Origin of the sequence: Paenibacillus sp. GbtcB18, from assembly GCF_019091125.1 — a bacterium.
GTDB lineage: Bacteria > Bacillota > Bacilli > Paenibacillales > NBRC-103111 > Paenibacillus_F > Paenibacillus_F chitinolyticus.
Genome location: NZ_JAGXJX010000005.1, coordinates 236,578 through 260,151 on the forward strand (window position 1 = coordinate 236,578; position 23,574 = coordinate 260,151).

Below are 23,574 nucleotides of genomic sequence, written 5' to 3' on the forward strand. Positions count from 1 at the left end.
GCTAGGTCACGCTTATACAACCAAACCAAGGTTTGCATCAGAAAAGGGAGGTTTTCTTTCATGACCACAAATAAAAAATGGATCGCGGTAGGTCTCACCACCGCTCTCGTAGGCGGCTTGCTCGCAGGCTGCGGCAGTAAAGACCAGGGGCAAGGAGGAGCATCTCCGTCGGGTTCCCCCGCGGCAGGCGGCGAGAAGAAGAATGTCACGCTGAAAATGTTCCAGTTTAAAGTGGAAATCGCCGAGGCGCTTTCGAAGCTGATTGCCGAGTACGAAAAAGAAACCGGCGTCAAAATCGAAGTTCAGACGGTCGGCGGCGGCGCGGACTACGGCGCGGCGCTGAAAGCGAAATTCAACTCCGGCGACAAGCCCGACATTTTCAACAACGGCGGTAACTCCGACCTCGACGTCTGGCAGGAGCATCTGGAAGATCTGTCCGATCAGCCGTGGGTAAAAGATCTGGCGCAGGGCGCAGGCGATCCGATTTCCAAAGACGGCAAAATTTACGGCATGCCGGTAGGCCTGGAAGGCTACGGCTATATCTACAACAAAGATCTGTTCCAGAAAGCCGGAATCACCGAGCTTCCGAAGACTCTGACACAGCTGGAAGACGCGGCCAAGAAGCTCCAGGCGGCAGGCATTACGCCATTCGTGAACGGCTACGGCGAGTGGTGGGTACTCGGCAATCACTTCGTGAACGTTCCGTTTGCAAACCAGCCGGACCCCGACAAATTCATTAAAGGCCTGAACGACGGCTCGCAAAAAATACCGGGCAATGCCGTGTTCGACAACTGGGTGAAGCTGTTTGACCTGACGCTTAAATACGGCAACAAAAACCCTCTGCAAACCGACTACAACACGCAAGTGACGGAGTTTGCAACCGGTAAAGCCGCTATGACGCAGCAGGGCAACTGGACGCAGGTTCAAATTTCCAAGACGAACCCGAACATCAACATCGGCTTCCTTCCGATGCCGATCTCTGACGATGCCGCCGCTAACGACAAGCTGCTCGTGGGCGTGCCGAACAACTGGGTTATCAACAAGAACTCCCCGAACAAGGATGAGGCGAAAAAGTTCCTGAACTGGCTCGTAACGTCCGATATGGGTAAAAAGTATATCACCAACGAATTCAAGTTCATTCCGGCTTTCAAAACCATCTCCGTGGATGAAAAAGTCGTGGGCCCTCTTGCCGCCGACATTATGAAATACGCGAAAGACGGCAAAACGCTTTCCTGGAACTGGTTCAAATTCCCTGGCGGCGAAGCGACTTCCAAGAAGTTCGGCGACACCATGCAGGGTTATGTAGGCAAGCAGCTCAGCAAAGATCAAATGCTTCAAGACTTCCAGAAAGCTTGGGACAGCTTGAAGAAATAATGAAATACGAGAAAAGCCCGGCATCCCTTTAGACGGATGACCGGGCTTTTTTATGTGCTTTTCAGGAACGGATAAACATACGATTTTTGCGTTCATGAAAAGGAGAAAGGAGGAAAATTTTCGCCAGTCTCATATAAGGGAGAGAGCTCCGACAAACGCTTGAAACTTGTCCGTTTTTGTATGATAATTGCAGTATAACTAGAAAAAAATGTATGTATCATCGTAGGAAAGCTCCATACGGAGTTATTCGAAATCCTCACTTGTAAGCGCAAACAAGATGTGATCCTCCCACACGCCGGCGATGTTCAAATATCGCGGACTGAGGCCGATCCGCACGAAGCCGCATTTCTCCGCCACGCGCAGCGAACGCGCGTTGCGGGGGATGATCGCGGCCTGCACCCGGTGCAGGCCGAGGGGGCCGAAGGCGATGCGCAGGCATTCGCGCAGCGCCTCGGTCATCAGGCCGCGGCCGCCGTACGCCGCGTCGATGCTGTAGCCGACGTACGCGTTCTGGAATGGACCGCGGCCGATGTGGCTCAGCCGGACCGTTCCGATGAGGAGGCCGTCCGGCTGATGGAACACGCCGAAGCTGTAAGCGCGGTCGGTCGCGGATTCGTCTTCGAATCCGCGGATGGCCGCCTGATGAGCTTCGGCCGTGAAGAACGCTTCGCCGCGCACGGGCTCCCACGGAGCGTGCTCGGCGCGGTTGCGCTGCCGGTAGTCCAGCAGCGCGGGAGCATCCTCCGGCGCTAACAGCCGGAGGTACAGGCGGCCGGTTTCGAAGCGGTCGCCCGGGGAGAGCAGGGAAGTGCGATTCATAGTTTCTGGATTCCTTTCCTGTCTGTGTAGTGGCTTATATGAGCGCAAAATCGTGTGAGTGAGCAAGGAGCCGGACTTACGCCTCTTTCCCGGCTTCGCTCCGCCTTCTCTACCGCGAGCAGTCGTAGGCAAGCCGCCCGTGCTTGCCACGGTATTCGGAAGGCGTGCAGCCGAACCATTTCTTGAACTGTTTCGAGAAATAAAGCGGATCCGAGAAGCCTACGGAGTAGGCGATCTGCTCGATCGTCGAGCCCTCCGTCATGAGAAGCTTGGCGCGCTCCATCCGGATCTTGAGCAGAAACTGCGTCGGCGTGAGGCCCGTATGCTGCCGGAACAGCTTCGACAAGTACGTCCGGTGATAGCCCATATGCTGCGCAAGCTGCTCGATGGTCACCGGCTGGGCGTACTGCAGCTGCAGCCACCTCACGGCGCGGTCGATCTGCTGCCGTCCGGCGTCGATTTCCTCGCCTCTGCGGCGGGGGACATCGGCGTGCGTTGCAAGCTTCGCAAGCAGCAGCCGCAGCTCGCCCTCCGCCTGGAGGTCGCAGGCCGGGCCCGCCTCCCGCAGCGCCCGCTCGGCCCGGCGCAGGAAGACAGGCAGGCGGGGAAGCCCCTCCGCGTGTACGACCGGCCTTTGCGCGGTGATGCCGAGGCGGATCAACAGGTCGTCGGCGGAGGTGCCCTTGAAGCCGATCCACCTGTAACGCCACGGGTCGCGTTTGTCGGAGGCGTACGTGACGACTTCGCCGGGGAAGATCACGAAGGTGTCGCCCGGCCCGAGCTCGTATTCCTTGCCGAGGCAGCTGAAGCGGCCCTTCCCGGATTCCACGGTGTGAATCAGGTAGTAATCGAGCATCTGCGGACCGACTTCGTGGCACGGAGCGGTTTGGCCGTAACCCGCGAACAGGACGAACAGCTCTCCTTTGCCGTTATAGGGATTGACCGACACAGAGTGAAACGGTTTAAGCATGATAAGCCTCCAATCACGATAGAAGAACGATAGACTTCGGACGCTTCATTTTTTATAATAAAACATGCACGTCAAGATTGAGCCGGGAGAGGAGCAATACCGTATTGAAATCGAACTCGTTTCTAAAAAATAACGCCCTTCACATGGCCTGGGCCATTTCCGTGGTTGCTACGCTCGGCAGCCTCTATTTCTCGGAAATTATGGATTTTACGCCGTGCAAGCTGTGCTGGTACCAGCGTATCCTGATGTACCCGCTCGTGCTGATTCTCGGAATCGCCGCAACGCGCAAGGATAACAAGCAGGTCATTTACGCGCTGCCGTTCTCCGTCTGGGGGATGGGAATTTCCCTTTACCACTATCTTATGCAAAAAACGTCTCTGTTTAAAGAGGCAGCTTCCAAATGCGGCATCGTCGCATGCGATCAGGATTACATCGACTGGCTCGGGTTTATTACGATCCCGCTGCTGGCCTTCACGGCTTTTACGCTGATCACTGTGATTCTCGGCCTTCTGTGGGTCCAAATGCGCAAAGAAAGATAAGGCGGGCCGTTCGGGTTTAGCGGTCTGCAAAAGTTCACACTACAAATCTCCATACGAAAGTGGGATGTCTCCATGTGCGGTGCCGACTTAAGACGGTATAGTGCTAGGTATAGGCATTCCACTTTTTTAGTCGGGAGATGAGAAGCGATGTCCAAAATCACGTTCATGGGCGCGGGCAGCACGGTGTTCGCCAAAAATATATTGGGGGACTGCATGGTAACGGAGGCGCTGCAGGGCTATGAGCTCGCCTTGTTCGATATTGACGGGGAGCGGCTGCGCGATTCCGAGACGATGCTGAACCATATCAAAAACACCGTAGGCAGCAAGTGCCGGATCAAGGCATACAGCGACCGCAAGGAAGCGCTCCGCGGAGCTAAGGTGGTCATTAACGCGATTCAGGTCGGCGGATACGATCCGTGTACGATTACGGATTTTGAAATTCCGAAGAAGTACGGCCTGCGCCAGACAATTGCCGATACGGTCGGGATCGGCGGAATCTTCCGCAATCTGCGCACGATCCCGGTCGTGCTCGATTTCGCCCGGGACATCCGGGAAGTGTGCCCGGACGCCTGGTTCTTTAACTACACGAATCCGATGGCCGTGCTGACGAACGTGCTCAATACGCATGGCGGCGTCAAAACGGTCGGCCTGTGCCACAGCGTCCAGGCTTGCGTTCCGTCTATGTTCAGGCAGCTGGGCATCGATCCCGAAGGCGTTCAGTCCAAAATCGCCGGCATTAACCACATGGCCTGGCTGCTTGAAGTGACGAAGGACGGCAAAGATTTATATCCCGAAATCAAGCGGTTGGCGAAGGAAAAACAGAAAGAAAAACATCACGACATGGTACGGTTCGAGCTGATGTTCCGGTTCGGTTACTATGTAACGGAGTCGTCCGAGCACAACGCGGAGTATCATCCGTATTTCATCAAACGGAATTACCCCGAACTGATCGAGAAGTTCAACATTCCGCTGGACGAATATCCCCGCAGATGCGTGAACCAGATCGAGCGTTGGAAAAATCTTCGTGCGGAGCTGGTCAACAACCCGCAGCTGGAGCACAAGCGGTCCGGCGAATACGCTTCCTACATGATCGAAGCGATGGAGACGAACGTTCCGTACAAGATCGGAGGCAATGTGATGAATACCGGCCTGATCACCAATCTGCCGAAGGAAGCCTGCGTGGAAGTGCCGTGTCTGGTCGACGCCAGCGGCATTACGCCAACGTACATCGGCGATCTGCCTCCTCAACTGGCGGCGCTGAACCGCACGAATATCAACACCCAACTGCTGACGATAGAAGCGGCCGTGACCCGTAAGAAGGAGCATATTTATCATGCGGCGCTGCTGGACCCCCACACGTCCGCGGAACTCTCGATCGACGATATCGTGGCCCTCTGCGACGAGCTGATAGAAGCGCACGGAGACTGGCTCCCTGCCTATACATCCTGATCCCGACAGAGAACAAGGGACCGAAATTCTTTTCCATGAATTCCGGTCCTTTTTTTTCGGGCAAAAAATAGTTTCCGACACACTCTCCGACCGTTTGGCAAAAATCCGCAGCGGCTCTCCTCCTGAAGTCCCCCTTTTAGCTTAGCGCCAGATGTCCGGGTATTCATTTCCGGAGGCTTCTTTCGACGTTATTTTGAAAATTATTTCCGCCCAAAATTATAATAAAAAAAGTTGTTTCCTTTTCAATTTAAGGGTGCTATGATAACCCCATCTTAAGTTCGAGCGTTGTGAAAAGGAGGCCGAAAACTGCATAAAGGATTCGCCATGCTGGAAGGATCACGTTCACTTATTCACGAGGAGGTCCAGGTATGCGTAAATTCACAGCGGGTATGCTGGCTGCCGTTATGGCGTCGGCGGCCGCCCTGTCGGGGTGTTCCGCAGTCGGCGGCGGAAAGACGGAGCTTAACTTCTGGTACGGCTGGACCGGACCGGAAGCCGAAGCGCTGGAGAAACTGATCAAGGAATTTAACGACACCCATGACGGCATCAAAGTGAAAGGCCTCAGCCAGAGTGACTACCAGAAGCAGCTGACCGCCATTACCGGCGGAAATCCCCCCGATCTCGCTTCCCAATTCGGCCAGAACGTCGCTTCCTGGGGCGTGAAAGGCGCGATGATTCCCCTAGACGATTACATCAAGAAAGACCAGGTCGATCTTGCCGATTTTATTCCCTCCGCACTGTCCACATCCCAATACGAAGGCAAAACCTATGCGCTCCCGATTGCGATGCATTTCAGCATGCTGTATTACAACAAAGATCTCCTGAAGGAAGCGGGTTTCGACGGCCCGCCCAAAACGATCGCCGAACTGAAAACGTACGCGCAAAAATTAAGCGTTGTCCAGGAAGGCGGAAGGCTCGACCGACTGGGTTTATGGCCCGGAGCGGATGCATATACTTTTACGCAAGTGTTCGGCGGCAAGTTCTGGGATCCGGATAAGAAGGAAGTCACGCCGGATGATCCGGGCTTTAAGCAGGCGATCCTGCTTTCCAAAGAGCTGTGGGATAAGTACGGTACGGAAAACCTCGATCGTTTCTCGGCTTCCCTCGGCAAGTACCAGTCTTCGCAGAACCCGTTTTTCTCGGGAAAATACGCGATGGCCCTGGATGGGGAATGGCTGCCGACGTTTATTAAGCAGTATGCGCCGGGGCTGAACTACGGCATCGCGCCCATCCCTTACAGCGAGGATAAACCGGAGCTGAAAAACGCCGGCAGCATCGCCACCAGCGTTTTTTACATCCCCAAGGGCGCCAAGCATCCGGACCAGTCCTGGACGTTCCTGAAGTGGCTGACGGAGAAGCAGCAGATGGTGAAATTCACGGCTGCGCTCGGCAACCTGCCGACCCGGCTTTCGTCGCTCGACGATAAGACGTACGACAGTGTTCCGGGCTTCAAGGAATACACCGAATATGCCAAGAGTCCGAATCTCAAATCGTTTCCGACGCTCCCTTTTATGAACGAATATATGGACGAAATTACGAAAAAGTACAACGACATTCTCCGGGGAAAGGTCGGAGTGGACGAAGGGCTTAAACAGATCAAGGATAAAATTCAGCCGTTGGTCGGGAAATAATTTGCAAGTAAAGCGGGACTTGTGCTCAATATTTGCAAACGCTTACTTAGTGTGGACGTTGTTGTTGCGATTGTGCACGATGTAGCCGCCTCCGCCTGTCAGTCGAGGACCGGGGCGGCGCTATTCCGGCCGCTCCGCCTCCAGACAGGCGGGAGGCCGATTTTCCGAAAGGAGATCCGTCATGAGCACCGATACGCTGAATGCCCGCACCGGCCGCCCTATGCGTTCCCGCAAAGCCAGACGGGATTTCTGGGTCGGTACGGCTTTTGCTTTGCCCTGGATCGTCGGATTTCTCGCGTTTACCGTGTATCCGTTTTTCGGCTCCTTGTATTTCAGCTTTACTAGCTATGATTTATTCAACTCCCCCCAGTGGGTAGGCCTGCAAAATTACACGGAGATTTTAAAAGACGAGACGTTCTACAAATCGCTGCGCAATACGTTCTTCATGGCGTTTATCTCCATGCCGATCGGGCTTCTCAGTTCGCTGCTGATCGCCCTGCTGCTGAACGTCAAGGTGAAGGGGATCGCTTTTTACCGGACGGTCTATTATTTGCCGGCGGTGATCCCGGTAGTGGCAAGCGCGATCCTCTGGACGTGGCTGCTTAATCCGGACTACGGGCTGATCAACATGCTGCTCCGGTCGCTGCATCTTCCCGATCCGGCCTGGCTGCTCGATCCGCGTTATACGAAACCTTCTCTCATCCTGATGGGACTGTGGGGCTCCGGTGCGGGATCACTCATCTTTCTGGCGGCGCTGCAGGGAATTCCCCAGCAGTTTTACGAAGCGGCCTCGATCGACGGGGCGAGTGTATGGCGCCGGTTCTGGCACATTACGCTGCCGGGTCTTTCTCCGGTCCTTCTTTTTCAGCTCATTATGGGCCTCATCGGGTCGTTTCAGATCTTTACGGAATCGTTCATTCTGACGGGAGGCAACCAGGGCGGCGCCTTGGGGGGACCGGATCATTCCCTGATGTTTTACGCCGTTTACTTGTATCAGACCGCCTTCATGTACCTGAAAATGGGCTACGCGTCTGCCTTGGCCTGGATTCTGTTCGTCATCGTCGTCCTTATGACCGTACTCGTGCTGAAAACGTCCGCCCGCTGGGTGTATTACGGAGGTGATTGAATGGAAACTTCCACGAACCTTCAAGGGGGCGGGTTGAACGTCTTGCCGGGCACGCCTGCCGGGATGCCCAAGAACAGGCGCAGGCGCCCGCTGCTCGTACTCCGCAGGACGATCCTGCCGCATGCGGCGCTGTCTCTGCTTGGCCTTGTTTTCCTGTTTCCGTTCATTTGGCTGCTTCTGACTTCGCTTAAGAACCCGTCGGAAATCTTCCAGGTTCCGCCCGCCTTTTTCCCGGAGAAGTGGCAGTGGAGCAACTACGGAAACGCCATCGGATCGATTCCGTTCTTCCTGTACATGGGCAATACGCTGCTGTTGTGCGCGGTCAATATTGCCGGTCAGCTCTTCTCTGCTCCGCTTGTCGCCTATTCCATTACGAAAATCCCGTGGCGCGGAAGGGGAATTATCTTTTCACTTGTCGTGGCGACCATGATTTTGCCGGCCCAAGTTCAGATGATTCCGGTCTATATCATTTTCGCGAAGCTGGGCTGGATCAATACGTTCCTGCCTCTGACGATCGGCAGCTTTTTCGGCGCCCCGTTTTACATTTTCCTGCTGCGCCAGTTTATGATGGGAATTCCGGGCGAACTGTGCGAGGCGGCCAAAATGGATGGCGCGTCCGAGCTGCGGACGTACGGGCAGATCATCGTTCCGCTGCTGAAGCCGCCGCTGATGACGATCGCCCTGTTCACGTTCGTCGGGACATACACCGATTTTATGGGGCCCCTCATTTATTTGAACGACAATACGAAATGGACCATAACGGTCGGGCTGCAGGGGTTTCTTCAGGATCACGGCGCCCAATGGGAGCTGCTGATGGCCGCTTCCGCCATTTTTACGATTCCGATGGTCGTCTTGTATTTTTTCGGGCAAAAATATTTTATGAAAGCCGGTTCCACGCTTTCGGGTTTTAAATAATGGGTTTGTGCCGATTTGTAAATAGGCGGGGACTTGCGGATCTGCCGATCCGTGCAGAGAAGAATTCAGGAGGGGGAGGAATGGCGATGAAAATCAGTCTGAGCATGTGGAGCGTTCATACGTACTGGTACGGAGGAAAATGGGACATCACCGATTTTCTCCGTTTTGCCGCCGGGACGAAAGCGGAAGGGGTGGAGCTCCTGTCCGTCTTCTGGAAGGACCGGGAGCGCGAGCTGCCCGAGATCGACCGGGTGCTGGATGAGCTGGGACTGGAGGTCGCGTGCTTCTGCGCCTGCAACAACTTCGTATCGGCCGATGCCGCAGAACGGGCCGCCCAGCTCCGGGAAGTGAAGGAAGCGGTCGATATGGCGGTCCATTTCGGAGCGCCCGTCGTGCGGGTTTTCTCCGGAGACCGGCCGGATGAGACGATGTCCGTGGATAAGGGCATGGGCTACGTGCTGGAAGGGCTGAAGGCGGCCGCCGCTTATGCGGAAGAGAAGGGCAAGGTGCTGTGCCTCGAAAACCACGGGCTTTTCGCGGGCCGCAGCGACCAGGTGCTTGCGATTATCCGCGAGGTGGGTTCTCCGGCTCTGCTCAGCACGTTCGACACCGGCAACTTCCTGCTGGTGGGCGAGGAGCCTTCCGCAGCCGTACAAGAGCTGCGGGGCCGGATAGGGCATGTCCACGTCAAGGACTTCCTGCGGACGGAGCCCGGAGCCGAGGGGGCCATGAACGCCCTGGACGGCACTCCCTATGTGGGCCGGATAGCCGGAGAAGGCGACGTGGACCTGCCGTATATTTTCCGGGAGCTGGCGGCAAGCGGGTACGACGGCTGGCTCACGGTCGAGTTCGAAGGACTGGAGGAGCCCGTGGAAGGCTCCGTAAAGGCGCTTGACTACGTGCATGAACAAGTGGAGCTTCTGAAACGGGAATAGCGAGCCGGTGGGAGCGGTGCCCGTATTCCTTCTCCCTTTGGCCCTATTTCGAAGGCCGTCTCTCCATCTGCGGGAATCTGCACAAAACCGGCCGACGAACCTTGTCATCGCACGCGCGATCAGACAATAGGATGAAAAAACGCCGCCGATACTTAGTTACGGCGGAAGAACTGAATCGCAAATGCCGCCTAACCGCACGAAGAGATACCGGTCGGCACCGGAAATAATTGTCCGACACGGCTGATACCGGCCGGTACTACAGATAACTGCCGCCGCATCTGATATAGGTTAAACAGATCGGCGCTTACAACGGACTGCAGCGGTCGGCGCAGCCACGGCTACGGCCATGCCAGCCTCTTCGGACCGTCACCCGTCACCATAAAAGGCGCCTGCGTGCCGCTTACAGCGCGGCTTGCCTGGCAGCCCACACGCAAAGGAGCGAAAAGACGATGAGTATTCGAGTCGGAGTCATCGGGACCGGTTCCATTGCCCATATGTTTCACCTGAAGCATTACAAGGACCATCCTGACGTGGAGCTTGCCGCCGTGGCCGATATCGACAAGGACAGGGCCGACAAGACGGCCGCCCAGTACGGGACGGCTTCGTACGCGTCGGCCGAGGAGATGTTGAACGCCGAGCGGCTCGATGCCGTCAGCGTCTGCACGTTCAACGACAGCCATGTGGCGCTGTCGCTGCTGGCGCTGGAGCGCGGCCTCGACGTGCTCGTCGAGAAGCCGATGGCGATGAACCGCGACGAAGCGGCGCGGCTCCGCGACAAGGCGGCCGGGAGCGACCGGCTCGTCATGGTCGGCATGAGCCACCGGTACCGCTCGGATGCGCAGGCGCTGCAGGGTATGGTCGCGTCGGGCGGGCTCGGCAGCATCTACTACGCGAAGACCAAGATCCTGCGGCAGCGCGGTGTGCCCGAAGGCTGGTTCACGGACAGCCGCTATTCCGGCGGCGGACCTATGATGGACATCGGCGTCCATGTGCTGGACCTGGCCTGGTGGATGATGGGCTGTCCCCAGCCCGAATCGGTCACCGGTAAGCTGTTCCGCAAAATCGCCCCTTACGCAACCAAGGGCATAGCGGCTTATATGGCTCATTCCGACATCAACAAGTCGGAGGGCGTCTACGATGTGGAAGATTTGGGCACCGCTTTTATCACGTTTACAAACGGCGCCGTCCTTACCGTCGAAGCAAGCTGGGCTGTCAACGGCAGCCAGGATGACGCCGTTAAGGTGGAGCTTTACGGAACGCGGGGCGGGGGAAGTCTCGAGCCGCTGAGCGTGTTCACGGAAGTGAACGGCTTCCCGGTGGAACACAAGCTTTCCGTTCCGTCCGTTGACTACTACAAGGCGGAGATCGCCCATTTTATCGACTGTGTAAAAACCAGACGCCAGCCGCTCTCGGATGCGGCGCAGGGGTGCGAGGTCGTCGGGATGCTGGAAGCCATCCGGCTTTCCTCGGAGTCCGGTGAGCTGATCCGGCTGTAGACCGGAGTCAAGCCGTCATGAACGAGCCGAAAATTACGTATCTGGACGGACTGCGCGGTGCGGCTGCTCTGGTTGTCGTTTTTGCCCATTTTCTTCAGGTGTTTCTGCCGTCCATGTTCGAAGCACGGCCGCAGGTTTCCCACTTTGCGTTCGACCAGTGGATTCCGCGTACGCCGCTAAATCTTTTGTTCAACGGCAATTTTGCGGTCTGCCTTTTCTTCGTTTTAAGCGGATTTGTCCTGAGCCGCCGCTTCTTCCGGTACCGCAAACGCTCGATTGTGACGGCCGCACTTCTGAAAAGGTATTTTCGTCTCGCCATTCCGGCTTTCTGCTCGCTGCTGCTGGCTTTCGCCGTCATGAAGCTGGACTGGAATTTTTACGAGGAGGCGAGGGGGTACACGCGGGCTACGATGCCCGATCCGTACATGACGGTCCCGTCGTTTGGGACGCTGCTGGAGCAGGGCTTTATCCATGCGTTCTTCGGATATGGCATGGCTTATAACCCCGTACTCTGGACGATGACCTACGAGCTCTTCGGTTCCTTCCTCGTCTACGGTCTGCTTCTGGCCTTCGGCAGGTCCCGCTTCCGGTTCATCCTGTATGCCGCAGGGGGGTGGCTGTTCCGGGACTCTTACTATCTGGGCTTCGTGCTGGGCATGCTGCTCAGCGACTTGTCGGCGGTCTCCGGCCGGAATTTGATTGCGCTGCGTCCCGGAGCCGTTCCTGCGGTACTTGCGCTGCTAGGCCTCTTCCTCGGCTCGGTTCCTTATGTCGGCTGGCAGGGAACCGTCTATGCCTGGCTGCCGCTAGGTCCGGGCGGCTTCCCCGGAGCCGTCACCTACCGGACCGCGGGCGCGGCTCTGGTGCTGCTTGCGCTGCTGAACAGCCCGTGGGGGCAGAAGCTGTTCGGCGGCAGACCGATGGCTTATCTCGGCAAGCTGTCTTTTTCGCTTTATCTCGTTCATTTTGCCGTGCTGTGCAGCTTCTCCTGCCTGCTGTTTCTGCGGCTGGACGGCTGGCTGCCTTATGGGCTGAACATCCTCGTGACCACGCTTGTTTCGCTCCCGCTCCTATTTGCGCTTGCCCACTTGATGTACCGTCTGATCGACGAGCCGGTCGTCCGTCTGCTTTCGCGGGTACGATTCGCAGCGCGCACCGGAAGGAATGCCGATGCCGCCGTAAGACATGCCGGGACGGAAGCGGAACGGTAGCTTGCAGGCGTGTGCATGGACCGTTCCCATGCGGCGTTTAACCGCAAGCGCACCGGCAGCACGGTGAGCGAATCCGTAAGATGGAACGAGGGAACGACGGAACGGATATCCGCGCATCCGGGCCGATCCCAACCCAAGCTGAAAAGCCGGTTCCCCGAAAAAGGGAGCCGGCTTTTTGCTATCCGAGACCTTCTATTTTCCCGCCCGGATAACGAAAACTTTCAGACGATAATTCCCATTCAAGGAACAAGTTGATCAACAACATCCCGCTGGGGAAGCGAAACGAAGAAGCAGCCGACAGATTACGTCTGGGTCACAAACTCGCCGCTTTCGGCATCGATAAAAGCGATCCGGCTCCGCCCGCTTCCTTTGAGGATGGGCGTATACAGAAGATTGTAGGCGCCTTTGGGCGTTTCGGCGTCATAATCCCGCTCCCACTCCAGCTTGAAGTCCACTGCTTCCACGTAGAGCCGGTGAGCTTCGTACGCGTTCAACTTCGCGGCAGGAGCAAGACTCCGGATTTCTTCCGGATTCCAGTCGGGTCCCGAGAACCGGTCCACATATCCGGTGGAAGCATTCACGCACAGCGTCACGAACTGCAAATAGAGAGGAACGTCTTCATAGCGGAGCTGCCACGTAAAAAAGTACCGGAGCTGGCCCTCCGATTCCGACCCGGCATCTTCGGCGTTTTTTTCGTGAAAATAAAAAGCGAGACCCGGCACTTGCAGCCAGTCGTGCATCGCTTTGCGCAGAAAATCATCCGCCCGTTCAAGGCAGTCTTCGTACGAGAGCGCAAGCTTCCCCGGCCGGCGGACCATCCAAATGAAGGAGCGAAGACGCCCGGTATCCTTGTCTGCGGTCGCTTTCACCGTGTCTTCCATCCTTTTGCGGAAATAGCCGTCCAGCGAGAGGTCGGCCGGATTGTCCTCCCGGTCCGCAGCGTGCCAGACGATTCCTCTGAGGTTCTCGTCCATATCCCTTTCCCTGTCTTTTACGAGGGGATAGGTGGAAATGCCGATCAGCTCTTCAAGGCTGCTTAGCGGATGGCCAGTCTCCTCCGGCGATAATTCGTACGCCTTGTAAGTCTCATGCTCCTCTTCCGCCTCGGCATCCGTCCCCTGCGCCAGACCCGTCACGGCGTCGAAACGCCGGTAGCCGGGTTCCGGCTGATAAACGAGACGGAGCCGGTCGTCGCCGCCCGCATATAAGACGGGGATGAGCTTGACGATCGCGAGATTCATCCGCACGGTTTCGGCTAACTGCCGCCGAAGACGCTCCGGCTGCGCCAGAGAGACGGGGAGAGGGGGCGTGGCGGCCGTCCCTTTGTAGGTGAAGCTGGTTACCTCTCCCGATAAGGTAAGCCGGATATAAGCGCCTGTTTGGGGAAGCGGGAGATCGAGTGCGGTCTGCGCCCACTGGAAGAACGCGCTGCGCTCCTCGAGCCGGGACTCCGTCAGGAGAAACCTGTCCGCATCTTCCGGACGCTGGGAGAGGAAAAAAGACCGTGCCCGTTCCCTCAAAGCCTCTGCGCCGATCGGAGCGGCTTCTTCGCACAGCTCTTCGTCTACGGAGTAGGAGAGCAGCCTGCCGGCCGCATCAAGAGTGACGGAGATTCCGCTTTCCCCGGATGGCTCCTGCCAGACAAACAGGGCCTGTGTCTCACCGTCCTCCAGTTCCTGCAGGTCCTCGATGATCAAGTCGAAGTGTGCCGGTACGGAACCGGTCACGGCTGCTTTTTGCTTAAGTTCGTCGATAAGCATCGCAATCGCCCCTTTGTCGGCGGGACCCGGCAGGTCCCTGTTTGATGGCGGAAATTTTTGTTCCGTTTACGTTTAAAACACAGTTTCGGGCAAGGATTCCGCAGCCTGCCGTCGAAAAGGAAAGATTAGCCTCATATTTTAGGGAATCTAGGTGATACCATGAAAAAAACAGCCGCGGCTTCCGCCGTTCTTCTGCTTTCCGGCATACTGGCCGCCGGGTGCGCAGACAATTCCAACGTATCAAATTCCGGAAGTCCTGTCCAATCTCCGGCGGCTACCGCCGGTGCTTCCGCGTCTCCGGCTGCCGCATCGTCACCGGCTCCGGAAAAAACACCGGCAGGCAGCGCGAAGCCTTCCGCGTCTCCGTCCGCTTCGGCTGCGCCGGGAGTTTCTCCCGCGCATTCGTCCGCGGTCAAGGCTTCGCCGTCGGCCGCACCTTCCGCCGCTCCATCGGCAAAACCTTCCGCTTCCCCGGGGGCCGCGAAACCGTCCGCGCAGCCGAAGGGCGAAAGCGGCGCCAGCCGTCAGGCTCTGTCGTGGTACTACATGAAAAAGCCGAAAGGCCAGGTGCCGGATTTTCCGAAAGAAACGAAATCCTTTACCGCCAAAGAGAAAGCCGTCTGGGTCGGACAGGGCAAAAACGTTTACCTGACCATAGACAACGGCGGCCCGATGGGGGATACCGCGAAACTGTTGAAGACGCTTAAAGAGAACAACGTGAAGGCGAACTTCTTCATTTCGGGCAACAACGTCAAGGCCCATCCCGATTTTATCAAGCAGTTGGCGGCGGACGGACATCTCGTGGCCAATCATACGATGACGCATAAGGATATGAATACGCTGAGCGATGAGCAGGTGCGCAAAGAAATTACCGATTTCGAAAAGCTGTACAAAAGTATTACCGGACAGGATGTCGTCAAATATTTCCGCTTTCCGTACGGGAAATACAGCACGCATCTGCTTGATCTGACTTCGGATATGGGGTATACCTCCGTTTTCTGGTCGACCGCGATGCGTGACTGGGAGCCCCGCGCCAACGGAGCCGAGGATCCTTACAACGATATCATGAACAACCTGCACCCGGGCAATATCATCCTGATGCACCAGGGCTCCAAAGAAAACATGGAAGCGCTGGACCGCATTCTGAAAGACGTGAAGAAGGCCGGCTACTCCTTCGGTCTGGTTAGCGAGATCAAGCGCTGACCTCTGAGTGTCGGAAGCTGCCGGATCCCATCCGGCCCTCTTCCCAGCTAGTTCTGCAGCTCCGGGCGCATGCCGCTTTCGGAGCTGCTTTCGTTGGCACCGAATCGGAAATCTGGTATGATACCTAGGTACATTTCGCCTTGGGCAAGCATATTCTATCGATGTATTTACAAGCAAAGCAATCATTTCATTCGCAAAGGAAGCGTATAAGTGTGCAGCAAGCGATAGCCATCCTAGATTCCGGAGTCGGAGGTTTAACCGTTGTAAAAGAAGTTATGCGACAGCTTCCGCAGGAGAAAGTGATTTATTTCGGCGATACGGCACGGACGCCTTACGGCCCCAGACCCGCCGATGAAGTTCTCACTTTTACGAATCAACTTGTGGATTACCTGATCCAATTTAACCCTAAAATGATCGTGATCGCCTGTAATACCGCGACGGCGGTCGCGCTGGAGCAAATCCGCGGCCGGCTGAACATTCCCGTGCTTGGAGTCATTTCCCCTGGAGCGCGTGCCGCGATCAAGACGACTCGAAGCGGCATTGTCGGCGTGATCGGCACGGAAGGCACGATCCGGAGCAATGCGTATGAACAGGCACTGAAAACGATCTCGCCGACGATCCAGGTTCACTCGCTGGCCTGTCCGGCCCTGGTTCCGCTTGTGGAGAGGGGATTGTACTTCTCTCAGGAAGCGGTCGATACCGTGCGCGAATCCCTCCAGCCGCTGCTCGACAAGCCCATGGATTGTCTCATTCTCGGCTGCACGCACTATCCGTTCCTGACGGAGGCTATAGCCCGCGTGGTCGATCCTGAAGTGACGCTGATCTCTTCCGCGGACGAGACCGCCCGGGAAATCAGCACCATCCTTTATCACCGGGGAATGCTGGCGACGACCAAAGACATTCCGGTGCACCAGTTTTTCTGCAGCGGCGATGCCGAGATGTTCCATCACATTACGGGCTCTTGGCTGCGAGAGCAGCTGCTCGGTACCCCGGTTGTGTGGCAGGTGCCGACGTTCGTCTAGTCCGTAACCATTCCGCAATCAAACGACAGGACCGGTAAGTTCCGCCGCATTCTATTTCCGAATCGGCGGGAACCTGCCGGTCCTTTTGTATGCCCGGGACATGAAGAAGGGAAAGGGGGCATAGACATATACTCACAACTCGGTACAGGGAAGCAAGTGCGTGAAGGAAGGCGGCTTCTCTTTGCCTTGTCCTGAGGAGGTATGAGTGGTATGCCGTTTCGCCACGTCGTTCAACAGGGGGAGACGCTGCAGCGGATCGCCAGGTTGTATGCCGTCAATTCCGTTTCCCTTATGGCTGCGAACCCGCAGCTGAGTCTTTACGAGTATGTCATTCCCGGACAGATGATCCTGATTCCGGCCAAACTCGATCATCAATACACGGTTCAACCGGGAGATGACTGGGAAAGCGTGTCGCTGCGCTTCGGGTTATCCCGGGAGGAGCTTTGGAAGGCCAACACCTTCCTGGATCCGGCTGTGCTCAGACCCGATGTCACGATTGATGTTCCGGCTGTCCGCGACAGGTCCGTGGTCCACACGACCGAGGAGTACGGGTATCCCGAAATGCTCCGGGATTTGACGCTTCTGAAGGAACGCTACCCGTTTCTGGAGGAAACCTGCATCGGATACAGTGTTCTCGGCCGGAACATTCCTGCTATACGTATCGGTACCGGAAGCCGGGAAATACAAGTCAACGCGTCGTTTCACGCGAACGAGTGGATTACCTCCCTGGCAGCGGTGAAATTCATAGAGGACTACGCGGAGGCCGTACGCCAAGACGGAGATATTCACGGCTCCGATGCGGCGGCGCTGTTCCGCGAGACGAGCTTATGGATCGTGCCGATGGTGAACCCGGACGGAGTCGAGCTCGTGCTCGGGGGCGTCTATCCGGCGCATCCCCTCTTCACTTCCCTCCATGAGTGGAACGGAGGGTCATTTGATTTCCGCCGGTGGAAAGCGAACATCAACGGCGTCGATCTTAACGATCAGTTCCCCGCCTTCTGGGAAGAGGAACGGGCCCGCCGCGCGGTACCCGGACCCGGACCGCGCGACTATACGGGCGAGGCTCCGCTGACCGAGCCGGAAGCGATAGCCGTGGCTGATTTTACCCGCAGCCGCAGCTTCCGTCACGTTGTCGCCCTGCATACGCAGGGGCGCGAAATTTACTGGAACTACCGGGACTACGAACCGGAGGACGCGGAATTTCTGGCCCTGAAGCTGCAGCAGGCAAGCGGCTTCAAGAGCGTAAAGCTGAGGGGCAGCGATGCCGGGTTCAAGGACTGGTTCATCTACGAATTCCGGCGCCCGGGATTCACCGTTGAACTCGGAAGCGGGATCAATCCGCTCCCGCTGGAGCAGTTTCCGGCGCTTTACGAAGAAACCGCCCGGCTGCTTGTCCGGGCTCTCGCTCTGTAAAACGCGCAAGGAAGCCCCCGCCGCCGGTACAAACGTCCAATCCGCCCGAAAGCGGTCCCCATATACTGAACCAGGCGGTTGTTAGGGGGAGGGAATTACGATGGCGGGAAAAAGCGGAAAAGCAAAAGGCGGCAAGAAGATCGAATCCTCCGGCAGGGTGCAGTATACGATGAGGATTGTCGAATCCTCTACCTGTGCGGTTTGCAAACAACAGTGTGCTAGGGGGCTTCGGTATTTGGAACGGATGTCCCAGCCCGGGGCGCTCGGTAAAGGTGTACCCTGCATATTGACGCGCAGAAAACTCACTTGAGCCTAAGAAAGCGTGCCGATTGGCGATGAAAAACAGACCGACTGATTCCGAAGACTTAGGCCCGGACATATGTCCGGGCCTTTTAAGGGTTATTTTACACAGTCTAAAATGGTAAAAGATACCTATATAAAGTAATTGTATGAATTATGCATTTTAATGGTAAACTAGTAGAGATTATAGGTATAAAGGTTTTTGAAGTTTAATTAATTTTGTTTTATGATAAAGAGTAAGACCAATCCGAATAGGAGGAATAGTATGTCCGGGATTCTGCCACTCGACCAGTTCAAGGAGTTGGAACGTGAGGAGCAAATACGGTTAATCAATCAGTGGAAAGAAGATTATTCCGTAGGCGAAATAACGTCGGCATGGAAGCTCAACAATGCGGCAACCTACTATACCATTTTGAAAAAATTGAACATCTACAACGATACAGTCAGAACATCCAACAAGTTTATGGGCTATACAAATTACCGTTCCCAAAGCAGATCATTGGAACGGCCTTCCGAGCCGTCCGACTTCCGGCGCCTCCCCGAATCTGTTCAGGCAGAAAATCGTCCGGCCGTTTCGGCCCCCGCCTTATCGATCTCGGACAACTTCCGCTACAACGTAAACGGAACCTACCCGGCCGAAGAGGTCGCGCAGATTTTGGAGCGGCTCAGCCTGTTTCTCAAAATCCGGAGTCATGTTCCCGTGAACGTGGAATTGAACATCCGGTTCGGCGATTCGGATGCCGTGACAAGCGAGCTGCAATCCGGCGAACCGCACAGTTGAACGCAGAATGTAAAGGGTTTTCAAGGACGGAGCATCGGCTTATGCGAGATGCTCTTTGTTCTTTTCAAGGCAATTGCGGGTAAGAGGAGAGTATACGGCAGAAGAAGGATGGCACTGAAACGCAGTAAGCCGTATCGCGTATAGGTTATTAGGGACTTCCGTTTCAAACCGGGACACGGCGCGGATGCCGCATATCCGGTTTACGGGATCACGTCCTACCCTAAGGAGGGAACCCGTGTGAAAAAATTATTGTCACTGCGCCACTGGAGCCATGTATTCAAGCGGGCGGGCAAACTGCTGATGTCTCCGCAAGTGCCGATCGGCAGCAAACTTCTCTTTGTAGTTCCGGCGCTGCTGTACTGGGTATTGCCCGATGTCCTGCCGTTTATGCCGATTGACGATATAGCTGTCACGATGATGCTGGCCAGCTGGTTTACGGGCTGGATGGAGCGTAAATATCCGCAGGCTTAAATAAATCACTCGCCGCCGGCCGAAAGGTAAACCAGCACGTCCGAATCTAGAGGTATGGGTACACGCCGGTAGATTCGTATAGCCCGGTGCCGCAGCAAGAACGATTATGTACCGCAAGACGTTTGTACGCCGCGATCCGGCGGGTATTGGTTCAACCCCTCCCCCCGGCCGCGGCTTTTTGTGCATGATGCCACAGCGATAAACGGCATGAATAAATCCGGTCCTAAACAAAAAGGACGAGAATGCCTTACAGGGAACCGGAGTCTCCATGGTGTATGGAGCACTTGTTCTCGATAAACCGGATCTGGTTCTCCAGACGGTTCACTTTCTCGTTATGCACGAGAGAGCCCGGAATCATGCTGATTCTCAGGTCGTTCAGCTCTTCCTTCAACTGGTGCAGGTCCAGACCCGCGTGGGCGCAATCGTAATTGCTTTCGAGATTTTCAATCATCGGTCGCTGCCTCCCTGTTTTAAGGATGAAATGACTTATTTGCTTTTGCCGTTGCCGTTCTTGCGGTCGGAAGTGCGGGTCGTCGTGTTTTGCCGAGCGTGGCCCTGTTGTTTGTGTGACACTGACGTTCACCCCCTGTCCGGTCGGACTGATCAAGACTGAAGCATGTTCACGATGCTTAGTATGCGGCGCGGCGGGTTTTCTATACGGTTCTCCGGATTTCCAAACCCTCTTCTTGCGGCGCCCTTCCGAATCCATAAAAAAGACCTTGAATCGGGTATGTAACCCTTTTCAAGGTCGGCTTTTAAAAAAGGTTTATTGCGAAACGCCCGAGATCAGACGATTCTCCAGGCTCTTTTTGACTTTCTTGATGGCCTCGGTTTCCACCTTGTGGTCCGAGTGAAACTTTTGTCCGGAGAGCGCCATGGCTTCCTTAACGGTCATTTCAACAAGAATCGTATCGTCCCCTTGGGGAATGTGCAGATTGGCATCCATGTTCTTCACTCCTTGTCAATCAAGATTAGGGGTGCGACTGTTCGGTGTCGGAAGCAATGAATGTTGCGGGTGAGAGGCGGAAATGTCTTCCTGCTCCGCCTTTTTAATATAACACATGATGTAAGGTCACTCAATAGGCCGCGCATCAAAAAAAGGAAAAAACAGAGCTTCCGGACAGCCGGAAATCTCTGTTTTTGGCAAGCAAACTGATTTAACCGTTGATCTTGATGCCCAGCACGTGATCCAGCGGAACGGGTCCGATATCGCGGCTGTCTTTGCTGTTGTTGCGGTTGTCTCCCATCACGAACACGTGGCCCGCGGGAACGGTAATTTCCTCGTCGGATTGATACAGCATCGTTTCGTTGAGGTAGGGTTCGTCCAAAGGCTGCCCGTTGCGGTACACTTTGTTGTCTTTGAACTGGAGCTTATCGCCCGCTTTGCCGATGACGCGTTTGACGTACAGGTTATCGTCCACTTTCCCGCTCAAGAGAGAAAACAGCGGATGCTCCATAATGTCGTCCTTAAGCGTACGCTCCCGGTTTACGCGGCTGTCGATAATGACGATGTCCCCGTAGTCCGGTTCGTAGCCCAGCGTATGCGACAATTTGGATACGTAAATACGTTCCTGGTCGGATAAAGTCGGGTCCATCGAATGGCCCAGCACCTTGGTCGGCTGAATACCGAAGATTCCGATTACCAGTGCAATGACGAACGCGATACCGAGGGAAAGCGCCCAGCCTCCAATTTCTTTTGCCACTTTATTCATCGCTAGTTCCCTGCCTTCCGGTTTACAAATCTCTCAAGTTTCTCATGGATTCAGTATATCACGGCTGTTCGCGCCTAGACAAAAAAAGAGGCCGCGGGGGCCTCTTTCTTCTTTAAGCTTGTCTGTAAGGGCAGGGTCAATATTCATCCTCGGGGGAACGGATCCACTTGCGCAGATAGCCCTGGTCGTACAGCGCTTTGATCAGAATAATCAGAATCGGGGAAAGAATAACGCCTGCGACCCCGAAAAGGGACAGCGAGATGATCATAAAGGACAGCATCGTAAAAGCGGATACTCCGAGCGACTCGCCCGTAATCTTGGGCTCCAGCACCTGCCGGACGAGAACGACTACGGCCAGCACGACGGTCAGCCAGATGCCCATCATCGTGCTTCCCGCGATGAAGTGGTACACGATCCACGGCACGAACAAGGTCGAGACGCCGAGCAGCGGCAGCACATCGAAGAAAGCGGCCAGCAGCGAAATCGTAAAGGCGTTGTTGACGCCGAGAATCATGAGCGAGACCAGCACCATGACGAACGTGATGGAAATGAGAATGAGCTGGGATTTCAGATAGCTCACGATGCCCTTGATTACGTTCTCTCGAAGAAAATCGAACGCTTTACGGAACGTTTTGGGCGTCTTTTCGCGGGCGTTCTTTTTCCACCAGTCGATTTCAAGAGAAAGGAAGAAAGCCAGAATAACGCCCGCTACAAAATTCAGCATAAAAGTAGAAAAAGAAGTCACGAGTCCCATGACGCCGCTGGTCAGGAAGTTAAGCAGGCTTTTCAGGAAATTCGTGGCGAAGCTGCTCGCTTTCGTCGCCATCTGATTGGCGATTTCCCTGGATTTCTCGATCACATCGGGAGGCAGCGCCTCGATGCTGTTTTGCAGATCGATCGTGCGTTTTGTAATTTGCTCCTGAAGCATCTGGGTATACTTAGGGAGGACCGTAACCAGATTGTCGATCTGGCTCGTAAACAGAAATCCCGCTCCGGTGAAGACGGCCAGGATGATCAGAACGAACAGCAGCGTCGAAATCGTCGTCGCGAGCATTTTTTTGAGTCCTCTGCGGTGGAGGAATCGGGCGAGAGGCTCGATCATGGCAAAAATGATGAAGGCCCAGAAGATCGGCGTGGCGATCGCGTAAATAAAGCTGAACAATTTCATGAACAGAAAAACGGTGAGGACGATCAGCCCAATGTCCAGGATGGTTTTGTAGTACCGTTTGTAAAACGATATCATAGCATTCCTCCGTAATCGTTATGGCCGCTGGCAGGACGTGTGGGGGATAACTGGGTAGTTGCCGGGCAGGTTTGCCATGCTTTGGCAGGTTATGTAGGTATAAAAGAACCGGGGACGGACGGTCGCAAGCTTCAGGCATGCTGCCCGTCAGCCTCCCGGCTGCAGAGGAACCGCGGTTACTGCGCAGTCAGAATGAGCGGTCCGTCCTGCGTGATGGCGATGGTGTGCTCATACTGGGCGGACAGGCTTCCGTCCACCGTGCGGGCGGTCCAGCCGTCGAGATCCACGGTGGCGAAGTACATGCCCGTATTGAGCATCGGCTCGATCGTCAGCACCATGCCGTCCTTGAGCCTCGTGCCGCGGCCAGCCGGGCCGTAGTGGGGCACCTGCGGCTCCTCGTGCATCTTCTGGCCGATTCCGTGGCCCGTGAAATCGCGGACGACCGAGTAGCCGCGTTCTTCCGCGAAGACTTGAATCGCATGCGCGATATCGCCGATCCGGTTGCCGATGACGGCTTGCTCGATGCCTTTGTACAGCGATTCCTTCGTCGTTTCAAGCAGATTGCCCGCTTCCTCGGAAACCGAACCGACCGCATAGGACCAGGCGGAGTCCGCGAGCCAGCCGTCCAGATTGACGACCATATCGATGGTGACGATATCCCCGTTATTGAGCGGCTCTTTCTTCGGAAAACCGTGGCAGATGACATCATTCACGGAGGCGCAGGTTGCGTACGGATAGCCTTTGTACCCTTTCTGTTCCGGGGTGGCGCCGTTCTCGCGCAGAAATTGTTCCGTGAACTGGTCGATTTCCCAGGTGGTTACACCCGGACGGATCATTTTTGCGATTTCGCGGTGGCATGCCGCCAGCAATTTGCCTGCTCGGTGCATTTTTTCGATTTCGTCTTTGGTCTTAATCGTTACCATAAGAGCGTACATCTCCTCTGCCGAATTATTTGTATATTTCATCAGTATGACCTTTCGGCAGCTTCTAGTTTCGTTCGGGTCAAAAAAAGACGCCGCTGCGCGCGATTGGCATCCCGATAAAGGTCGGCGTAGCTTAAAAAGCTTTCCAAAGCCCGTAAGAAAGCCCAAATTCCATAGTATAAAATAACCGGGTAAAATTCAAATGGGCCGGGCCGAATTTTCTCTGCCCCTGGTTCAGATTATGCTGCCGTCCGTCATGCGGCGCGGCGTCGATGCCATGG

The 23,574-nt window shown here is 55.7% G+C and carries 23 protein-coding genes; 15 read left to right on the plus strand and 8 right to left on the minus strand.

Annotated features, from left to right (window positions below):
- Positions 1–60: 60 nt before the first annotated feature.
- Entirely contained in the window at positions 61–1,374 is a 1,314-nt protein-coding gene (locus tag KVT34_RS16935) for an ABC transporter substrate-binding protein (RefSeq protein WP_217559995.1), read from the plus strand.
- Positions 1,375–1,617: 243 nt separating this feature from the next.
- Here KVT34_RS16935 and KVT34_RS16940 read toward each other — a convergent pair whose 3' ends face one another.
- Both KVT34_RS16940 and KVT34_RS16945 read right to left on the minus strand, forming a co-directional pair.
- A complete protein-coding gene (locus KVT34_RS16940) occupies positions 1,618–2,325 on the minus strand; it encodes a GNAT family N-acetyltransferase (protein ID WP_254634932.1) in 708 nt (235 codons plus the stop codon).
- Positions 2,303–3,163 (minus strand): AraC family transcriptional regulator, encoded by an 861-nt coding sequence (locus KVT34_RS16945; RefSeq protein WP_217559996.1) that lies wholly within the window; start codon positions 3,161–3,163, stop codon positions 2,303–2,305. The genes KVT34_RS16940 and KVT34_RS16945 overlap by 23 nt, the downstream gene beginning before the upstream one ends.
- A 104-nt stretch (positions 3,164–3,267) precedes the next feature.
- Here KVT34_RS16945 and KVT34_RS16950 point away from each other — a divergent pair, with 104 nt between their 5' ends.
- The 8 genes from KVT34_RS16950 to KVT34_RS16985 all read left to right on the plus strand — a co-directional run bounded on the left by KVT34_RS16950 (position 3,268) and on the right by KVT34_RS16985 (position 12,465).
- On the plus strand, positions 3,268–3,702 hold the full coding sequence (locus tag KVT34_RS16950; protein ID WP_042230941.1) for a disulfide oxidoreductase: 435 nt from the start codon (positions 3,268–3,270) through the stop codon (positions 3,700–3,702).
- A gap of 147 nt (positions 3,703–3,849) precedes the next feature.
- The gene (melA, locus tag KVT34_RS16955; protein ID WP_217559998.1) at positions 3,850–5,151 is read left to right on the plus strand and encodes an alpha-glucosidase/alpha-galactosidase; all 1,302 of its coding nucleotides are present in this window, start codon (positions 3,850–3,852) and stop codon (positions 5,149–5,151) included.
- Positions 5,152–5,519: 368 nt separating this feature from the next.
- Positions 5,520–6,782 carry an ABC transporter substrate-binding protein gene (locus KVT34_RS16960; RefSeq protein WP_217559999.1) on the plus strand — a complete coding sequence of 421 codons (1,263 nt, stop codon included), beginning with the start codon at positions 5,520–5,522 and terminating at the stop codon, positions 6,780–6,782.
- 181 nt (positions 6,783–6,963) lie between these two features.
- Positions 6,964–7,908 carry a carbohydrate ABC transporter permease gene (locus KVT34_RS16965; RefSeq protein WP_217560000.1) on the plus strand — a complete coding sequence of 315 codons (945 nt, stop codon included), beginning with the start codon at positions 6,964–6,966 and terminating at the stop codon, positions 7,906–7,908.
- Entirely contained in the window at positions 7,909–8,823 is a 915-nt protein-coding gene (locus tag KVT34_RS16970) for a carbohydrate ABC transporter permease (RefSeq protein ID WP_254634933.1), read from the plus strand.
- 80 nt (positions 8,824–8,903) lie between these two features.
- Complete coding sequence (locus KVT34_RS16975; RefSeq protein ID WP_254634934.1) at positions 8,904–9,758, plus strand: sugar phosphate isomerase/epimerase family protein; 855 nt, start codon at positions 8,904–8,906, stop codon at positions 9,756–9,758.
- A gap of 449 nt (positions 9,759–10,207) precedes the next feature.
- Positions 10,208–11,254, plus strand: a complete 1,047-nt coding sequence (locus tag KVT34_RS16980; protein WP_217560001.1) for a Gfo/Idh/MocA family protein — start codon at positions 10,208–10,210, stop codon at positions 11,252–11,254.
- Between the two features lie 17 nt (positions 11,255–11,271).
- Positions 11,272–12,465 carry an acyltransferase family protein gene (locus tag KVT34_RS16985; RefSeq protein ID WP_217560002.1) on the plus strand — a complete coding sequence of 398 codons (1,194 nt, stop codon included), beginning with the start codon at positions 11,272–11,274 and terminating at the stop codon, positions 12,463–12,465.
- A 302-nt stretch (positions 12,466–12,767) separates the two neighbouring features.
- Here KVT34_RS16985 and KVT34_RS16990 read toward each other — a convergent pair whose 3' ends face one another.
- Entirely contained in the window at positions 12,768–14,225 is a 1,458-nt protein-coding gene (locus KVT34_RS16990) for a YcdB/YcdC domain-containing protein (RefSeq protein WP_217560003.1), read from the minus strand.
- A 159-nt stretch (positions 14,226–14,384) separates the two neighbouring features.
- Here KVT34_RS16990 and KVT34_RS16995 point away from each other — a divergent pair, with 159 nt between their 5' ends.
- From KVT34_RS16995 to KVT34_RS17020, 6 genes are all read left to right on the plus strand, one after another.
- Complete coding sequence (locus KVT34_RS16995) at positions 14,385–15,428, plus strand: delta-lactam-biosynthetic de-N-acetylase (RefSeq protein ID WP_217560004.1); 1,044 nt, start codon at positions 14,385–14,387, stop codon at positions 15,426–15,428.
- 212 nt (positions 15,429–15,640) lie between these two features.
- Positions 15,641–16,450, plus strand: coding sequence for a glutamate racemase (gene racE / locus KVT34_RS17000; protein ID WP_217560006.1), 810 nt, complete (start codon positions 15,641–15,643; stop codon positions 16,448–16,450).
- A gap of 210 nt (positions 16,451–16,660) precedes the next feature.
- Positions 16,661–17,863: a M14 family metallopeptidase gene (locus KVT34_RS17005; protein ID WP_217560007.1), complete on the plus strand. Its 1,203-nt coding sequence runs from the start codon at positions 16,661–16,663 to the stop codon at positions 17,861–17,863.
- A gap of 100 nt (positions 17,864–17,963) precedes the next feature.
- A complete protein-coding gene (locus KVT34_RS17010) occupies positions 17,964–18,173 on the plus strand; it encodes a hypothetical protein (RefSeq protein ID WP_217560174.1) in 210 nt (69 codons plus the stop codon).
- 255 nt (positions 18,174–18,428) lie between these two features.
- Positions 18,429–18,944, plus strand: coding sequence for a hypothetical protein (locus tag KVT34_RS17015; protein WP_009676709.1), 516 nt, complete (start codon positions 18,429–18,431; stop codon positions 18,942–18,944).
- A gap of 237 nt (positions 18,945–19,181) precedes the next feature.
- Positions 19,182–19,415, plus strand: coding sequence for a hypothetical protein (locus KVT34_RS17020; RefSeq protein WP_042230919.1), 234 nt, complete (start codon positions 19,182–19,184; stop codon positions 19,413–19,415).
- A gap of 247 nt (positions 19,416–19,662) precedes the next feature.
- Here KVT34_RS17020 and KVT34_RS17025 read toward each other — a convergent pair whose 3' ends face one another.
- The 5 genes from KVT34_RS17025 to map form a co-directional block, all read right to left on the minus strand.
- Positions 19,663–19,866, minus strand: coding sequence for a hypothetical protein (locus tag KVT34_RS17025; protein WP_042230916.1), 204 nt, complete (start codon positions 19,864–19,866; stop codon positions 19,663–19,665).
- Between the two features lie 315 nt (positions 19,867–20,181).
- Positions 20,182–20,361: a hypothetical protein gene (locus KVT34_RS17030; RefSeq protein WP_042230914.1), complete on the minus strand. Its 180-nt coding sequence runs from the start codon at positions 20,359–20,361 to the stop codon at positions 20,182–20,184.
- A gap of 211 nt (positions 20,362–20,572) precedes the next feature.
- Positions 20,573–21,127: a signal peptidase I gene (gene lepB, locus KVT34_RS17035; protein WP_217560008.1), complete on the minus strand. Its 555-nt coding sequence runs from the start codon at positions 21,125–21,127 to the stop codon at positions 20,573–20,575.
- Between the two features lie 136 nt (positions 21,128–21,263).
- Positions 21,264–22,370, minus strand: a complete 1,107-nt coding sequence (gene ytvI / locus KVT34_RS17040) for a sporulation integral membrane protein YtvI (protein ID WP_217560010.1) — start codon at positions 22,368–22,370, stop codon at positions 21,264–21,266.
- Between the two features lie 176 nt (positions 22,371–22,546).
- On the minus strand, positions 22,547–23,293 hold the full coding sequence (gene map, locus KVT34_RS17045) for a type I methionyl aminopeptidase (protein WP_217560011.1): 747 nt from the start codon (positions 23,291–23,293) through the stop codon (positions 22,547–22,549).
- Between the last annotated feature and the right edge of the window lie 281 nt (positions 23,294–23,574).

What these genes read in the sequence shown, in the direction of transcription:
- KVT34_RS16975 (WP_254634934.1), top strand. Translation starts at nt 8,904, where the DNA reads ATGGCGATGAAAATCAGTCTGAGCATGTGGAGCGTTCATACGTACTGG.
- KVT34_RS16970 (WP_254634933.1), top strand. Translation starts at nt 7,909, where the DNA reads ATGGAAACTTCCACGAACCTTCAAGGGGGCGGGTTGAACGTCTTGCCG.
- KVT34_RS17025 (WP_042230916.1), bottom strand. Translation starts at nt 19,866, where the DNA reads ATGATTGAAAATCTCGAAAGCAATTACGATTGCGCCCACGCGGGTCTG.
- KVT34_RS16980 (WP_217560001.1), top strand. Translation starts at nt 10,208, where the DNA reads ATGAGTATTCGAGTCGGAGTCATCGGGACCGGTTCCATTGCCCATATG.
- KVT34_RS16965 (WP_217560000.1), top strand. Translation starts at nt 6,964, where the DNA reads ATGAGCACCGATACGCTGAATGCCCGCACCGGCCGCCCTATGCGTTCC.
- KVT34_RS16935 (WP_217559995.1), top strand. Translation starts at nt 61, where the DNA reads ATGACCACAAATAAAAAATGGATCGCGGTAGGTCTCACCACCGCTCTC.
- KVT34_RS16995 (WP_217560004.1), top strand. Translation starts at nt 14,385, where the DNA reads ATGAAAAAAACAGCCGCGGCTTCCGCCGTTCTTCTGCTTTCCGGCATA.
- KVT34_RS16985 (WP_217560002.1), top strand. Translation starts at nt 11,272, where the DNA reads ATGAACGAGCCGAAAATTACGTATCTGGACGGACTGCGCGGTGCGGCT.
- lepB (WP_217560008.1), bottom strand. Translation starts at nt 21,127, where the DNA reads ATGAATAAAGTGGCAAAAGAAATTGGAGGCTGGGCGCTTTCCCTCGGT.
- ytvI (WP_217560010.1), bottom strand. Translation starts at nt 22,370, where the DNA reads ATGATATCGTTTTACAAACGGTACTACAAAACCATCCTGGACATTGGG.
- KVT34_RS17010 (WP_217560174.1), top strand. Translation starts at nt 17,964, where the DNA reads ATGGCGGGAAAAAGCGGAAAAGCAAAAGGCGGCAAGAAGATCGAATCC.
- KVT34_RS17005 (WP_217560007.1), top strand. Translation starts at nt 16,661, where the DNA reads ATGCCGTTTCGCCACGTCGTTCAACAGGGGGAGACGCTGCAGCGGATC.
- map (WP_217560011.1), bottom strand. Translation starts at nt 23,293, where the DNA reads ATGGTAACGATTAAGACCAAAGACGAAATCGAAAAAATGCACCGAGCA.
- melA (WP_217559998.1), top strand. Translation starts at nt 3,850, where the DNA reads ATGTCCAAAATCACGTTCATGGGCGCGGGCAGCACGGTGTTCGCCAAA.
- KVT34_RS16960 (WP_217559999.1), top strand. Translation starts at nt 5,520, where the DNA reads ATGCGTAAATTCACAGCGGGTATGCTGGCTGCCGTTATGGCGTCGGCG.
- KVT34_RS17030 (WP_042230914.1), bottom strand. Translation starts at nt 20,361, where the DNA reads ATGGATGCCAATCTGCACATTCCCCAAGGGGACGATACGATTCTTGTT.
- KVT34_RS16945 (WP_217559996.1), bottom strand. Translation starts at nt 3,163, where the DNA reads ATGCTTAAACCGTTTCACTCTGTGTCGGTCAATCCCTATAACGGCAAA.
- KVT34_RS17015 (WP_009676709.1), top strand. Translation starts at nt 18,429, where the DNA reads ATGTCCGGGATTCTGCCACTCGACCAGTTCAAGGAGTTGGAACGTGAG.
- KVT34_RS16990 (WP_217560003.1), bottom strand. Translation starts at nt 14,225, where the DNA reads ATGCTTATCGACGAACTTAAGCAAAAAGCAGCCGTGACCGGTTCCGTA.